Source organism: Streptomyces sp. NPDC053542, from assembly GCF_044544685.1.
Lineage (GTDB): Bacteria > Actinomycetota > Actinomycetes > Streptomycetales > Streptomycetaceae > Streptomyces.
Genome location: NZ_JBITXL010000004.1, coordinates 21,791 through 34,533 on the forward strand (window position 1 = coordinate 21,791; position 12,743 = coordinate 34,533).

Below are 12,743 nucleotides of genomic sequence, written 5' to 3' on the forward strand. Positions count from 1 at the left end.
CCGGTGACTCGGTGAGCCGGTGAGCGGGGGCGTCAGCCGAGGGTCAGCACCACGACGGCCGCGAGCCCGGCCGTCTCCGCCAGCCCGCCGAAGACGTCGCCCGTCACGCCGCCGAAGCGCCGTACGCAGTGCCGCAGCAGTGCCTCGCCGGCGGCGAGACCGAGGAGGACCGCGACGGCCGTGTGCAGGGCGCCGTACGCGCCGCCGTCCGCGCCTGCGTACGCCCCGAGGCCGGCCAGTACGGCCAGGGCGGCGAGTACGGCGACCGCCGCCCGGCCCACGGGCACCGTGCCCGCCACCGCGGCGCCCAGGCCCTCCGGGCGGGCCGCCGGTACGCCCGTCCGGGAGGCGAGGGTGAGGGCGAGGCGGGCGGTGACCGCGCCCGCCACGGCCGCCGCCGCGCCGGCCGCCCAGCCCGCCGCGTACAGCTCGTGGAGCGCCGCGACCTGGGCGAGCAGCGCCAGGAGGAGCACGATCACGCCGAACGGGCCGATGTCGGACTGCTTCATGATGCGCAGCGCGTCGTCCGCCGGCTTGCCGCTGCCCAGGCCGTCGGCGGTGTCCGCGAGCCCGTCCAGATGCAGGCCGCGGGTGAGCGCGGCGGGTACCGCGACGGTGGCGACGGCCGCCAGCAGCGGGCCGCCGCCGAGCAGGAGCAGTGCCGTGCCGAGTGCTGCCGCACAGAGTCCTACGACCAGGCCGGCCAGGGGGGCGCAGAGCATGCCGCGGCGGGCCGTTTCGCGGTCCCAGCGGGTCAGCCGTACGGGCAGCACGGTCAGGGTGCCGAAGGCGAAGCGCAGGGCGTCTGGGGTGGTCGGGGGGCCGGTGGGGGTGTCGCTCACCGCGGCAGGGTACGTGGCGGGTGCGCCGGGGCGGAGTCTGGGGTGCCCCCTCGGGCAGCATTGCCGAGCGCGGCGCCGTCTTGGCTGGGCGCGCAGTTCCCCGCGCCCCTTACGGGGCCCGGTTCACTCCCCTGTGGACTCCTCGGGGCGTACCGGGAGTTCTGCCGCCAGCGATGCTGCCGCCTGGACCAGGGGGAGGGCCAGGAGCGCGCCCGTGCCCTCGCCGGCTGTGACGCCGTGGTCGAGGAGGGGGGTGAGGGCGATGCGGTCCAGGGCCTTGGCCTGGGCCGGTTCGCCGCTGGACTGGCCGGCCACCCACCAGTCCGGTGCGCGGAACGCGATCCGCTGCGCCACCAGCGCGCAGGCGGCGGAGACCACGCCGTCCAGGATCACCGGCGTCCGGCGGACCGCGCTCTGCAGCAGGAAGCCGGTGGCCGCGGTCAGATCGGCGCCCGCGGTCGCGGCCAGCAGCGCGAGCTGGTCGCCCAGTACCGGGCGGGCCCGGCGCAGCGCGTCCCGGATCGCCGCGCACTTGCGCATCCAGGCCAGGTCGTCGATGCCGGCGCCGCCGCGCCCGGTGACCACCGAGGCGTCGGTGCCGCACAGCGCGGCGATCAGGGCGCCGGCCGCCGTGGTGCCGCCCACGCTCAGGTCGCCGAGCACGACCAGGTCCGTACCGGCGTCCGCCTCCTCGTCGGCGATGGCCATGCCCGCGCGGAACGCCTGCTCGGCCTCCTCGGCGGTCAGCGCGTCCTCGATGTCGATCCGGCCCGAGCCGCGCCGCACGCGGTGCCGGGTGACGTCCTCGGGCAGCTCGCCGGGGTCGCAGTCCAGGGCCATGTCGACCACGCGCGGCGGGGCGTCGAACCGCCGCGCCAGCACCGCCGCCGGGCTCGTCCCGTCCAGCACCCCGCGCACCAGCTCCACCGCGCTGCCCGGGGGACGGCCCGAGACGCCCAGCTCGGCCACCCCGTGATCGCCCGCGAACAGCACCGTACGGACCCGGTCGAGGGGCCGGACCGGAACCTGCCGCTGCACGGCGGCCAGCCAGTCGCCCAGCTCGTCGAGGCGGCCCAGCGCGGCGGGGCGCACGAGGCGGCGCTCCCGCCGCTCCTCGGCGTCCCGGCGCAGGCCGCCGTCGGGGCGCTCGATCAGGTTCGCGAAGTCATCGAGGTTCAGGGCGCTCATTCGGCGCAGGTTACCGGCAACGCCGCCCCCGGTGCGCGGACGGCCGGTACCACCGCCGGAGCGGGGCCTCCAGCAGCAGCGCCGCGCCCGGCAGCCGCCGTGCGCACAGGGCCCGCAGCTCGCGCAGCGCCCCGGCGGCGGGCGGCGGCCCGAAGACGAGGACCAGGACGCCGAGCGCGGGGCGGGCGACGGCGGCCGGCCAATGGGGCCCGGTGGCCCGGCCGGTGAGGGTGCGCCACCGGGGGCCGTCCGGCAGCAGCATCCGGCGCAGCGCGGCGGTCGCCGGCTCCTCGACGGTCAGCCAGCGCAGCTGCCCGTTGTCCACCCGCCAGAATCCGGTGCCCAGGCCCTCGCCGAGCGCCACGACCGTGGCCTGCGGACGGTCCCGCAGATAGCGGCGCACCGCCTCGTCGAACGGTTCCATGCCGTCAGGTGACGGTACGGAAGGCCGTCCGGCAAGCGGGACACGGGCCGCCGCCCGCGCGCGTCACCCGCGCAGCGTAATGGCCTGCCCCGCGACGACCAGCAGCACGTGCTCGCACTCGGCGGCGAACGCGGCGTTCAGGCGCCCCAGTTCGTCCCGGAAGCGGCGGCCCGCCGGGGTCGCGGGGACCACTCCGGAGCCGACCTCGTTGCTGACCGCGACGAGCGGCCTGCGGGTGGCGCGCACCGCGGCCACAAGCTCGTCCACCCGCGCGTGCAGCGCCCGTTCGCCGCCGTTCGCCCAGGTCTCGTCGTCCCAGGCGCCCACCTCGTCCATGGCGTGGGTGAGCCAGAGCGACAGGCAGTCGATCAGCAGCGGGGAGTCGGCGGCCTTCTCCGCGGAGCCGGAGCCGGAACCGGAGCCGGAACCGGAACCGGAGCCGGAGCCGGAGCCGGAGCCGGAGCCGGAGCCGGAGCCGCCCTCCTCCTCGCCCGCCAGCAGCGGTACCAGGTCGCAGGTCTCGGCGGTGCGCCAGGAGGACGGGCGGCGCTCGCGGTGCGCGCTGACCCGCGCCGCCCACTCCGCGTCACCGTCCCGCAGCCCGCCGGTCGCGACGTACAGCACGTCGGGGAAGGCGGTGAGCCGGCGCTCGGCCTCGACGGACTTGCCGCTGCGCGCGCCGCCCAGCACCAGCGTCCTGCGCGGCAGGTCGGGCACCGCGTGGTACTCGCCGACCAGCAGCGACGTGCCGTCCGGCACGGCACGCGCGCCCACCGCGGCGAGCCGCCGGTGCAGCTCCTCGCCGGGCGGCGTGTCGTGGTCGATGTGCACCGCGATCACGTCGGTCGCCGCGTCCACCGCGCCGTTCGCCCGCAACCGGGCCAGCGCGTCGGGGCGCCCCAGGACGTCCAGTACGACCATCTCGTACGGCCCCTTGCCCTCGGCGGCACCGGCGGGCGCGGCGCCCGGCGGCAGGTACAGCAGCCGCTCGCCGTAGGTGCCGCCGATCTCGTAGCCGGTGCCCGGCACGTCCACCGCCACCGCGCGTACCCGGTGCCCGTCCAGCAGCGCCAGCTCCCGCCCGTCCGCGACCCGGCCCGGCTGCGGTACCCCGGTGGGGACCTCGACGGCGGGTCCCTCGTGCGGGTGCGTCAGGAGCACTTGGCGCACGTTGGTGAGCGACTGTCCGGCGCGGGCCGCGGCGAAGGCGGCCCCCGGGGTCAGGTCGAGGAGCAGCGCGCCGTCCAGGAGCAGTGCGGTGGCCGCCCGCGCCGCGTCGCCCGTGGCGGCGGCACAGGAGGCGCAGGGGCAGCCGGGGCGGGGCAGGCCCTCGGGGGCCCCGGTGCCGAGCAGTGTCAGTTCCACCCGCCGATTTTCTCCTGTCCCCGGCTCGCGGGCGCGCGGGGGGACGTCTCGACACGGCCGTTAGGCTGCTGATCAGTGTGGCGAACCACTCGCACGGGACATGTCACCCGGGCCGCGGCACAGGGCATAACACCTGAGCGGCGGCCCAGGGCACGACCACTGCCCGGCACCAGCACGGCACCAGCACGAGCAAGCACGTACCCGGTGGGACCAGGAGGCGGACATGGCGTGGACGTGGCGGTTCGAGAAGGCCGACGGTACGGAGGCCCCCGCGGGGGAGGCGCCCGAGGACTTCTCGACGCAGGGGGACGCGGAGTCCTGGATCGGCGAGGAGTGGAAGACGCTCCTGGACCGCGACGTGGACCAGGTGACCCTGTTCGAGGACGGCGTGAAGGTGTACGGCCCGATGAGCCTGCACGCCGAGGAGAGCGGCGAGGCAGCGGAGGGCTGAGCGGCTCCCGGAACGCGTGAGGGCGGCGGGCCCGAGGGCCCGCCGCCCCTTCATGTGCTCAGAGCCTGCGTCAGCCCCGCACGCCGCACAGGTGCAGCAGGGCCGCCACCGCGCGGTACGGATCGGTGCGGCCGGCCCGTTCCTCGGCGGCCAGCAGCCGGGTCAGCTCCTCGACGGGCGGCGGCACGGCGTCGTCGGCCGCGAGGTCGGTGAAGAGCCGCACGCCGTACCAGGCGTGCAGCGGGGCGCCGATGCCGGTGAGGGTGTCGGTGAGCGTGGCGAGCCGGTCGGCGCGCACCGTGAGGCCGAGCCGGTTCTTGTACCGGGGCGAGTCGAACGCGGTCATGGCCGTGTCCCAGTCGCCGGAGAGCCCCGGGCGCAGCGCGAGCGCGTCGGCGTTGCGTACGAGGACGGACAGCAGGCCGCCGGGTGCCAGTACCCGGGCCAGCCCGGCCAGCATCGGGTCGGGCTCGTCGACGTACATCAGGACGCCGTGGCAGAGCACCACGTCGAAGGTGCCGGCGGGGAAGTGCGCGCCGGTGTCCCGGCCGTCGCCCTCGATCAGCCGGACCCGCTCCTGTATGCCGGCCGGCTCACCGGCCAGCGACGCGCGGACCGCGGCCAGCATCGTCGGGTCGGACTCCAGCCCGGTGATCTTGTGGCCCGCGCGGGCCAGGCGGAGCGCCTGGGTGCCCTGGCCGAGGCCGACGTCCAGGACGCGGAGCCGCTGGCCCACCGGAAAGCGCGCGGTGATCTGCTCCTCCAGCTGCCGGGCCACCAGCTCCTGCCGGACGGTGTTCCGGATGCCCCCGAGCTCGTCGAGCCAGGGGCCGGCCCCTCCGGCAAAGCCGGAGGAAGCCGTGCTCAGGGCCGCTCTCCCCGCTTGACCTGCGGCTTGGGGAGGCGCAGGCGGCGCATCTGGAGGGTGCGCATGAGCGCGTAGGGCTTGACGCCCTTGAGGTTCTCGTTCGGGAACTTCTCCTTGAGGCGCTTGGTCAGGCCGATCCAGATGGCGATCGAGTCCAGCACGATCAGCAGGATGACGACCAGCCACAGGATGAGCGCGATGCTCTGGATCTGCGGCACCCGGACCATGGTCAGCACCAGGATGATCACGGCCACCGGCAGGAAGAACTCCGCGACGCACCAGCGCGAGTCGACGTAGTCGCGCGCGAAACGGCGGACCGGGCCCTTGTCCCGGGCGGGGAGGTACCGCTCGTCGCCCTTGGCCAGCGCTTCGCGCTGCCTGGCCATGTCGGCGCGGCGGGCCTCCCGCTGGGCCTTGACGGCCTCCTTGCGGTTGGCCGGTGCCGACTGCGCGCGAGTACGGCGCTGACTCTGCGCCTGACTGCGCTTCGGCGTCGGGCGGCCCTTGGGGGCCTGCGGGTCGCGTGGCTGCTGGGGCTGGTCCGCGGTCACCTTGGCGGTCGCGGCCTGCTCATCCTTCGAACGGCTTCGGAACACAAAACCCAAGGGTACGCGGTCGGCCTCGGAGGGCCAGAGTCCGAGGGGAACGATCCGGCAACGGCAGGCCGGGTACCCGTACCGCGCCTGCTTGCCGCGCCTACTCCCTGCGCCGGAGAAAGGGATGTACCTGATCGTCCTGCAGGAGGAGCACATCCGGGCTCAACCAGTGCGGTAATGGAACCCGGGCCCGTACTGTGGGGTCTGTAGATGTGCTGGAGCCGAAGCCCGAAGAAACTCGGTCAGAAGGGGGCGCTCGAGGCCCATGAGCGACGGTGTCATGAAGCGGATGGGGATGATCTTCCGCGCGAAGGCCAACAAGGCCCTTGACCGGGCCGAGGATCCGCGCGAGACCCTCGACTACTCCTACCAGAAGCAGCTGGAGCTGCTCCAGAAGGTGCGGCGCGGGGTCGCCGACGTCGCGACCTCCCGCAAGCGCCTGGAGCTCCAGCTGAACCAGCTGCAGGGCCAGTCCGCCAAGCTGGAGGACCAGGGCCGCAAGGCCCTCGCGCTCGGCCGCGAGGACCTGGCCCGCGAGGCGCTCTCCCGCCGGCAGGCCCTGCAGCAGCAGGTCACCGACCTGGAGACGCAGCACCAGACGCTGCAGGGCGAGGAGGAGAAGCTCACGCTCGCCGCGCAGCGCCTCCAGGCCAAGGTGGACGCCTTCCGTACGAAGAAGGAGACCATCAAGGCCACCTACACCGCGGCCCAGGCGCAGACCCGGATCGGCGAGGCCGTCTCCGGCATCTCCGAGGAGATGGGCGACGTGGGCCTGGCCGTGCAGCGCGCCGAGGACCGGACCGCGCAGATGCAGGCCAGGGCCGGGGCCATCGACGAGCTGCTGGCGTCCGGCGCGCTGGACGACCCGACCGGCATGGCCAAGGACGACCTCACGGCCGAGCTGGACCGGATCTCCGGCGGCGGCGACGTCGAGCTGGAGCTGCAGCGCATGAAGGCCGAGCTGGCGGGCGGCAGCGCCGGCGGGCAGCAGGCGATCGAGGGCGGTCAGGGCGGCCAGGCCCAGCAGGCGCCGCAGCAGGACCAGCCGCGCTTCGACAAGCAGTGACCGGCGGGCGCGGATAGCCTCGTCGGGATCGCCGGACCGGACCAGAGGAGACCGTCATGATCGTACGGATCATGGGCGAGGGCCAGGTAAAGGTGGCGGACAGCCACTTCATCGAGCTCAACAAGCTCGATGACGAGCTGCTCGCCGAGATGGAGAGCGGCGACACGGACGGCTTCCGGCGGACGCTGAACGCGCTGCTCGACGCCGTACGCAGGCTGGGCGAGCCGCTGCCCGACGACTCCCTGGAGCCCTCGGAGCTGATCCTCCCCGGCCCCGACGCCACCCTCGAAGAGGTCCGCGAGATGCTCAGCGACGACGGCCTCATCCCGGGCTGACCAGCCCGCTCCGGCGGCCCCGTCCCCGCACGCCGGGGACGGCGACCGCCCGCTTCTTCCAGCACGTACGCGCCCTGGCCACCGGGCCGCGGTCCGCCTCGGCGGGTCGCGCCCGGTGGCCGGGGCGCTACCGTTTCTCCTCGTGACTCCCCTCGCCACCGGACAGGGCCCGCTGCCCGGGCCCGCGCTGCTCGCCCGGCTCCGCGCGCATCCCGTCGTGCTCGACGCGGTCCTGGCGGTGGCCGTCTTCGCGGTGATCCTGATCGGCGCGGCGGCCGGACCGCACCGCCGGTACGGGCCCCGCTTCGGCGCCCACCCGCTGGAGCCGACGGCCGTCCTCTTCGCCGCGCTGGCCTGCGCCGCGCTGGTACTGCGCCGCCGCTACCCGCGCAGCGTCCTCGCCTTCACCTGCGCCATGACGGTGGCCGAGCTGGTGACCGCCACCAGCGAGCCGCGCGCCCCGGTCGCCGCCGCCTCCGTCATCGCCGTCTTCACCCTCGCGGCCCGCACCGACCGGCCCACCACCTGGCGGATCGGCGCGCTGACCGTCCTGGTGCTCACCGCCGCCGCGATGCTCACCAGTACCCGGCCCTGGTACGCCCAGGAGAACCTGGCGATCTTCGCGTGGACGGGCATGGCGGCCGCCGCCGGTGACGCGGTCCGCAGCCGCCGCGCCTTCGTGGCCGCCATCGAGGAGCGGGCCGAGCGGGCGGAGCGCACCCGCGAGGAGGAGGCCGGGCGCCGGGTCGCCGAGGAACGCATGCGCATCGCGCGCGAGCTGCACGACGTCGTCGCGCATCACATCGCGCTGGTCAACGTCCAGGCCGGGGTCGCCTCGCACGTCATGGACAGCCGCCCCGACCAGGCCAAACAGGCCCTCGCGCACGTCCGGGAGGCGTCCCGGTCCGCGCTGGACGAGCTGCGCGCCACGGTCGGCCTGCTGCGCCAGTCCGACGACCCGCAGGCGCCCACCGAACCGGCCCCCGGCCTCGGCGTCCTGGACCAGCTGATCGACGGGTTCGTCCGCGCGGGCCTCCCCGTCGAGCTGGAGCTGCCGCCCGGCAGCCCCGAGGGCCTGCCCGCCTCGGTCGACCTCACCGCGTACCGCATCGTCCAAGAGGCGCTGACCAATGTGCACAAGCACGCGGGGGAGGGCGCCCGGGCCACGGTCCGGATCGTCCGGTCGGCCGAGGCGCTGACGCTGACCGTGCTGGACGACGGCGGCGGGCGGCCCGCCGGGTCCCCCGGGGACGCCGAAGCGCGCGCGGACGGCGGCGGCCACGGCCTGATCGGGATGCGGGAACGGGTCGCGGCGCTGCGCGGCACGGTGGAGACCGGGCCCCGCCCGGCCGGCGGATTCAAGGTACGGGTGCGGCTGCCGCTGCAGACCGCGCGCACGGGGGAGACGACATGACGATCAAGGTGCTGCTCGCCGACGACCAGGCGCTGCTGCGCAGCGCGTTCAAGGTGCTGGTGGACTCCGAGCCCGGGATGCGGGTGGTGGGCGAGGCGTCGGACGGCGCCGAGGCGTACGCGCTGGCCCGGTCGGCCGCGCCCGACGTGGTCCTGATGGACATCCGGATGCCCGGCACGGACGGGCTGGCCGCCACCCGCATGATCAGCGAGGACCCGGAGCTGGCTGATGTACGCGTGGTGATCCTGACGACCTTCGAGGTCGACGACTACGTGATCCAGGCGCTGCGGGCGGGCGCCAGCGGCTTCCTCGGCAAGGGCGCCGAGCCGGACGAGCTGCTGAGCGCCATCCGCGTCGCGGCGGCCGGCGAGGCGCTGCTCTCGCCGGTGGCCACCAAGGGGCTGATCGCGCGGTTCCTGGCGCAGGGGAGCGGCGAGGAGGGCGCCGGCGGGCCGGACGCCGAGCGGCTGGCGTCGCTGACCGGCCGGGAGCGCGAGGTGCTGGTGCTGGTCGCGGGCGGGCTGTCCAACGACGAGATCGCGGGGCAGCTGACCGTCAGCCCGCTGACGGTCAAGACGCATGTGAACCGTGCGATGGCCAAGCTGGGCGCCCGCGACCGGGCGCAGCTCGTCGTCATGGCGTACGAATCGGGGCTCGTCCGCCCGCGGGTGTAGCAGCGGGTGGAGCGGGGCGTACTACGGACGCGGTACGCCCCGGCCCCGGAAATGGACCTGGGTGCTAGGGAAAGAGCGCTTTCCGTACCGGATCGTGTAAGAGCCTGCGACTAAGCCCCGGTCGGGCGCCCGCCGCCTGGCACGCACTCTCGCTGCGTTGCCGAAACGCCCTAGTAGCTCCGCTACGAGGACGCTCCGGCGCCTTGCGATAGCACGCACCAGACGACGTTCGCTGATCCGACCAGGGCTTAGCCGCAGGCTCTACGCGGGCCCGCCATGGGCCGGTGCCGGAAGCGTTCAGAACAAAAGAGAGAGACCCCACCCATGTTCAGGCTGTCCCGACTCAGCCTCGCACAACGGGGCCTGATAGCACTGATGTCGATCGTGGCGATCGTCTTCGGGGCCATCGCGATCCCACAGCTGAAGCAGCAGCTGCTGCCGTCCATCGATATGCCCATGGTGTCCGTCGTGGCGCCGTACCAGGGCGCCTCGCCCGACGTCGTCGAGAAGCAGGTCGTCGAGCCGCTGGAGGACGGCATCCAGGCGGTCGACGGCATCACCGGCGTCACCTCCACCGCCAGTGAGGGCTCGGCCGTGGTGATGGCCGAGTTCGACTACGGCAACGACTCCCAGCAGCTGGTCGCCGACGTCCAGCAGGCCGTCAACCGGGCCCGCGCCAAGCTGCCCGAGGACGTCGACCCGCAGGTCGTGTCCGGTGGTACCGACGACCTGCCGACCACCGTGCTGGCCGTCTCCTCGGCGGGGCAGGACCAGCAGGCCCTGGCCGACCGCCTGGACCGCAGCGTCGTCCCGTCCCTGAAGGACATCGACGGTGTCGGCCAGGTCACCGTGAGCGGCGTCCGCGACCAGGTCGTGGCCGTCACCCCGGACGACGCCAAGCTCGCGAAGGCGGGGCTCACCCCGGCGGCGCTCGGCCAGGCACTGGAGGCGGGCGGCGCTTCCGTACCGGCCGGCTCCTTCTCCGAGGACGGCAAGAGCCGCACCGTCCAGGTCGGCAGCGGCTACACCTCGCTCCAGCAGATCAAGGACCTCACCGTCTCCCCGGCGGCGGCCGGAGCCGCCGCGGGCAAGCCCGGGGGCGGCGCGCCGGTACGCATCGGCGACATCGCCACCGTGAAGCAGGAGTCGGCCACCCCGACCTCCCTGACCCGCACGAACGGCAAGCCCAGCCTCGCCGTCCAGATCACCATGGACCAGGACGGCAGCGCCGTCGCCATCTCCGACGCGGTCAAGGACAAGCTCCCGCAGATCCGCGCGGACCTCGGCAAGGACGCGGACGTCACGGTCGTCTCCGACCAGGGCCCGCAGGTCTCCAAGTCCATCGAGTCCCTCACCACCGAGGGCCTGCTCGGCCTGGTCATGGCCGTGATCGTGATCCTGGTCTTCCTGCTGAGCCTGCGCTCGACGCTGGTGACCGCGGTCTCCATCCCGCTGTCCGTCGTGATCACGCTGATCGTGCTGTGGACCCGCGACCTGTCGCTGAACATGCTGACGCTGGGCGCGCTGACCATCGCCATCGGCCGGGTCGTGGACGACTCCATCGTCGTACTGGAGAACATCAAGCGGCACCTGGGCTACGGCGAGGAGCGCAAGCACGCCATCCTCACCGGCGTCCGCGAGGTGTCCGGCGCGATCACCTCCTCCACCCTCACCACCGTCGCGGTCTTCCTGCCGATCGGCGTGGTCGGCGGCATGGTGGGCGCCCTCTTCGGCGACTTCTCGATCACGGTCACCGTGGCCCTGCTGGCCTCGCTGCTGGTCTCCCTGACGGTGGTTCCGGTCCTCTCGTACTGGTTCCTGCGCGCCCCGAAGGCCGCCGAGGGCGGCGACCCGGAGGCGCTGCGCAAGGCCGCCGAGGAGAAGGAGAGCCGCAGCGCGCTGCAGCGGCTGTACGTACCGGTGCTGCGCTTCGCGACCCGGCGCCGGATCACCAGCCTGGTCATCGCCGTCGTCATCCTCATCGGCACGTTCGGCATGGGCCCGCTGCTCAAGACCAACTTCTTCGACCAGGGCGACCAGGACACCCTGTCCATCCAGCAGGAGCTGGCGCCCGGCACCAGCCTGACCGCCGCCGACAAGCAGGCGAAGCGGGTGGAGAAGGTGCTCGCGGACACCGACGGCGTGCAGGACTACCAGGTCACCGTCGGCTCGTCGGGCATGATGGCGGCCTTCGGCGGCGGCTCGTCCGCCAACCAGGCGTCGTACCAGGTCAAGCTGGCCAGCGCCGACGAGTCCGACCGGGTCGTGGCGGACATCCGCGCCGGTCTGAAGAAGCTCGGCCCGGCCATCGGCGACACCACCGTCTCGGCCGGCCAGGCGTTCGGCAACCAGGACCTGAGCGTGGTCGTGAAGGCCGCCGACGCGGAGGTACTGAAGGACGCCGCCGAGCAGGTGCGCAAGAAGGTCGCGGGCCTGGACGACGTCACCGACGTCACCAGCGACCTGGCGCAGAGCGTGCCGCGGATCTCCGTGACCGCGAACGAGAAGGCCGCGGCCGCCGGGTACTCCCAGGCCACCCTCGGCCAGGCCGTCGCCCAGGCGGTACGCGGCACCACCAGCGGCACGGCGCTGCTGGACGACGCCGAGCGGGACGTCGTCGTGAAGTCGGCGCACCCGGCCACGACCGAGGCGCAGCTGAAGAAGCTGGCGCTGCCCGGCCCTGCGGGCATGGTGAAGCTCGGCGACATCGCCGAGGTGAAGACCGTCGCCGGGCCGGTGCAGATGACCCGCATCGACGGCGCCCGGTCCGCGACGGTCACGGCCAAGCCGACCGGTGACAACACCGGCGCGGTCACCGCCCAGTTGCAGTCCGAGCTGAAGGACCTGGACCTGCCCAAGGGCGCCACGGCCGAGATCGGCGGCGTCTCCGCGGACCAGGACGAGGCGTTCAGCTCGCTCGGCCTGGCGATGCTCGCGGCCATCGCGATCGTCTTCATGCTGCTGGTCGCGACCTTCCGCTCGCTGGTCCAGCCGCTGATCCTGCTGGTGTCGATCCCGTTCGCGGCGACCGGCGCGATCGGCCTGCTGGTCGCGACCGGTACGCCGATGGGCGTCCCCGCGATGATCGGCATGCTGATGCTCATCGGCATCGTCGTCACCAACGCGATCGTGCTGATCGACCTGATCAACCAGTACCGGGCGCAGGGGTACGGCGTCGTCGAGGCGGTCATCGAAGGCGGCCGGCACCGTCTCCGCCCCATCCTGATGACGGCCCTCGCCACGATCATGGCCCTGCTCCCGATGGCCCTCTCGGTCACCGGCGACGGCGGCTTCATCTCCCAGCCGCTGGCGGTCGTCGTGATCGGCGGCCTGATCACCTCCACGCTGCTGACGCTGCTGCTCGTACCGACGCTTTACGCGATGATCGAGCTGCGCCGGGAACGGAGGGCGGCCAAAAAGGCAGCCAAGAAGCCGACACCCGCGGGTGATGCCCCGTCCGACACGGACCGCTCGCCGGAGCCCGCCGGAGTCTGATCAACGCGCCGAGGCGCCCCCTCCG

At 73.9% G+C, this 12,743-nt stretch carries 12 protein-coding genes; 6 read left to right on the plus strand and 6 right to left on the minus strand.

Annotated elements, in window-relative coordinates; all coding sequences use genetic code 11:
* Positions 1-32 precede the first annotated feature (32 nt).
* The 4 genes from ACIGXO_RS11780 to ACIGXO_RS11795 all read right to left on the minus strand — a co-directional run bounded on the left by ACIGXO_RS11780 (position 33) and on the right by ACIGXO_RS11795 (position 3,819).
* Positions 33-842 carry an adenosylcobinamide-GDP ribazoletransferase gene (locus ACIGXO_RS11780; RefSeq protein ID WP_399783972.1) on the minus strand — a complete coding sequence of 270 codons (810 nt, stop codon included), beginning with the start codon at positions 840-842 and terminating at the stop codon, positions 33-35.
* 123 nt (positions 843-965) lie between these two features.
* Positions 966-2,030, minus strand: coding sequence for a nicotinate-nucleotide--dimethylbenzimidazole phosphoribosyltransferase (locus ACIGXO_RS11785; protein WP_399783975.1), 1,065 nt, complete (start codon positions 2,028-2,030; stop codon positions 966-968).
* 10 nt (positions 2,031-2,040) lie between these two features.
* Positions 2,041-2,454: a hypothetical protein gene (locus tag ACIGXO_RS11790; protein ID WP_399783978.1), complete on the minus strand. Its 414-nt coding sequence runs from the start codon at positions 2,452-2,454 to the stop codon at positions 2,041-2,043.
* A gap of 63 nt (positions 2,455-2,517) precedes the next feature.
* Positions 2,518-3,819 carry a bifunctional adenosylcobinamide kinase/adenosylcobinamide-phosphate guanylyltransferase gene (locus ACIGXO_RS11795; protein ID WP_399783981.1) on the minus strand — a complete coding sequence of 434 codons (1,302 nt, stop codon included), beginning with the start codon at positions 3,817-3,819 and terminating at the stop codon, positions 2,518-2,520.
* Between the two features lie 223 nt (positions 3,820-4,042).
* Between ACIGXO_RS11795 and ACIGXO_RS11800 the strand changes: the two genes are divergently transcribed.
* Entirely contained in the window at positions 4,043-4,270 is a 228-nt protein-coding gene (locus ACIGXO_RS11800; protein ID WP_031056718.1) for a hypothetical protein, read from the plus strand.
* 70 nt (positions 4,271-4,340) lie between these two features.
* On the opposite strand, the gene ACIGXO_RS11805 is transcribed toward ACIGXO_RS11800, so the two are convergent.
* Together ACIGXO_RS11805 and ACIGXO_RS11810 are read right to left on the minus strand one after the other, a co-directional pair.
* Positions 4,341-5,048 carry a class I SAM-dependent methyltransferase gene (locus ACIGXO_RS11805; protein ID WP_399783985.1) on the minus strand — a complete coding sequence of 236 codons (708 nt, stop codon included), beginning with the start codon at positions 5,046-5,048 and terminating at the stop codon, positions 4,341-4,343.
* 86 nt (positions 5,049-5,134) lie between these two features.
* Positions 5,135-5,734: a DUF3043 domain-containing protein gene (locus tag ACIGXO_RS11810; RefSeq protein ID WP_399783989.1), complete on the minus strand. Its 600-nt coding sequence runs from the start codon at positions 5,732-5,734 to the stop codon at positions 5,135-5,137.
* A 280-nt stretch (positions 5,735-6,014) separates the two neighbouring features.
* On the opposite strand from ACIGXO_RS11810, the gene ACIGXO_RS11815 reads away from it, so the two are divergent.
* The 5 genes from ACIGXO_RS11815 to ACIGXO_RS11835 all read left to right on the plus strand — a co-directional run bounded on the left by ACIGXO_RS11815 (position 6,015) and on the right by ACIGXO_RS11835 (position 12,718).
* A complete protein-coding gene (locus ACIGXO_RS11815) occupies positions 6,015-6,800 on the plus strand; it encodes a PspA/IM30 family protein (protein ID WP_399785602.1) in 786 nt (261 codons plus the stop codon).
* A 56-nt stretch (positions 6,801-6,856) separates the two neighbouring features.
* The gene (locus ACIGXO_RS11820) at positions 6,857-7,135 is read left to right on the plus strand and encodes a hypothetical protein (RefSeq protein ID WP_399783992.1); all 279 of its coding nucleotides are present in this window, start codon (positions 6,857-6,859) and stop codon (positions 7,133-7,135) included.
* A 142-nt stretch (positions 7,136-7,277) separates the two neighbouring features.
* Positions 7,278-8,549: a sensor histidine kinase gene (locus tag ACIGXO_RS11825; RefSeq protein WP_399783995.1), complete on the plus strand. Its 1,272-nt coding sequence runs from the start codon at positions 7,278-7,280 to the stop codon at positions 8,547-8,549.
* On the plus strand, positions 8,546-9,223 hold the full coding sequence (locus tag ACIGXO_RS11830; protein ID WP_399783998.1) for a response regulator: 678 nt from the start codon (positions 8,546-8,548) through the stop codon (positions 9,221-9,223). The genes ACIGXO_RS11825 and ACIGXO_RS11830 overlap by 4 nt, the downstream gene beginning before the upstream one ends.
* A gap of 324 nt (positions 9,224-9,547) precedes the next feature.
* Positions 9,548-12,718 (plus strand): efflux RND transporter permease subunit, encoded by a 3,171-nt coding sequence (locus ACIGXO_RS11835; protein WP_399784001.1) that lies wholly within the window; start codon positions 9,548-9,550, stop codon positions 12,716-12,718.
* Positions 12,719-12,743: the final 25 nt, after the last annotated feature.

Coding starts and splice junctions, on each gene's coding strand:
- ACIGXO_RS11830 (WP_399783998.1), top strand. CDS start 8,546: ATGACGATCAAGGTGCTGCTCGCCGACGACCAGGCGCTGCTGCGCAGC.
- ACIGXO_RS11820 (WP_399783992.1), top strand. CDS start 6,857: ATGATCGTACGGATCATGGGCGAGGGCCAGGTAAAGGTGGCGGACAGC.
- ACIGXO_RS11785 (WP_399783975.1), bottom strand. CDS start 2,030: ATGAGCGCCCTGAACCTCGATGACTTCGCGAACCTGATCGAGCGCCCC.
- ACIGXO_RS11790 (WP_399783978.1), bottom strand. CDS start 2,454: ATGGAACCGTTCGACGAGGCGGTGCGCCGCTATCTGCGGGACCGTCCG.
- ACIGXO_RS11800 (WP_031056718.1), top strand. CDS start 4,043: ATGGCGTGGACGTGGCGGTTCGAGAAGGCCGACGGTACGGAGGCCCCC.
- ACIGXO_RS11815 (WP_399785602.1), top strand. CDS start 6,015: ATGAAGCGGATGGGGATGATCTTCCGCGCGAAGGCCAACAAGGCCCTT.
- ACIGXO_RS11835 (WP_399784001.1), top strand. CDS start 9,548: ATGTTCAGGCTGTCCCGACTCAGCCTCGCACAACGGGGCCTGATAGCA.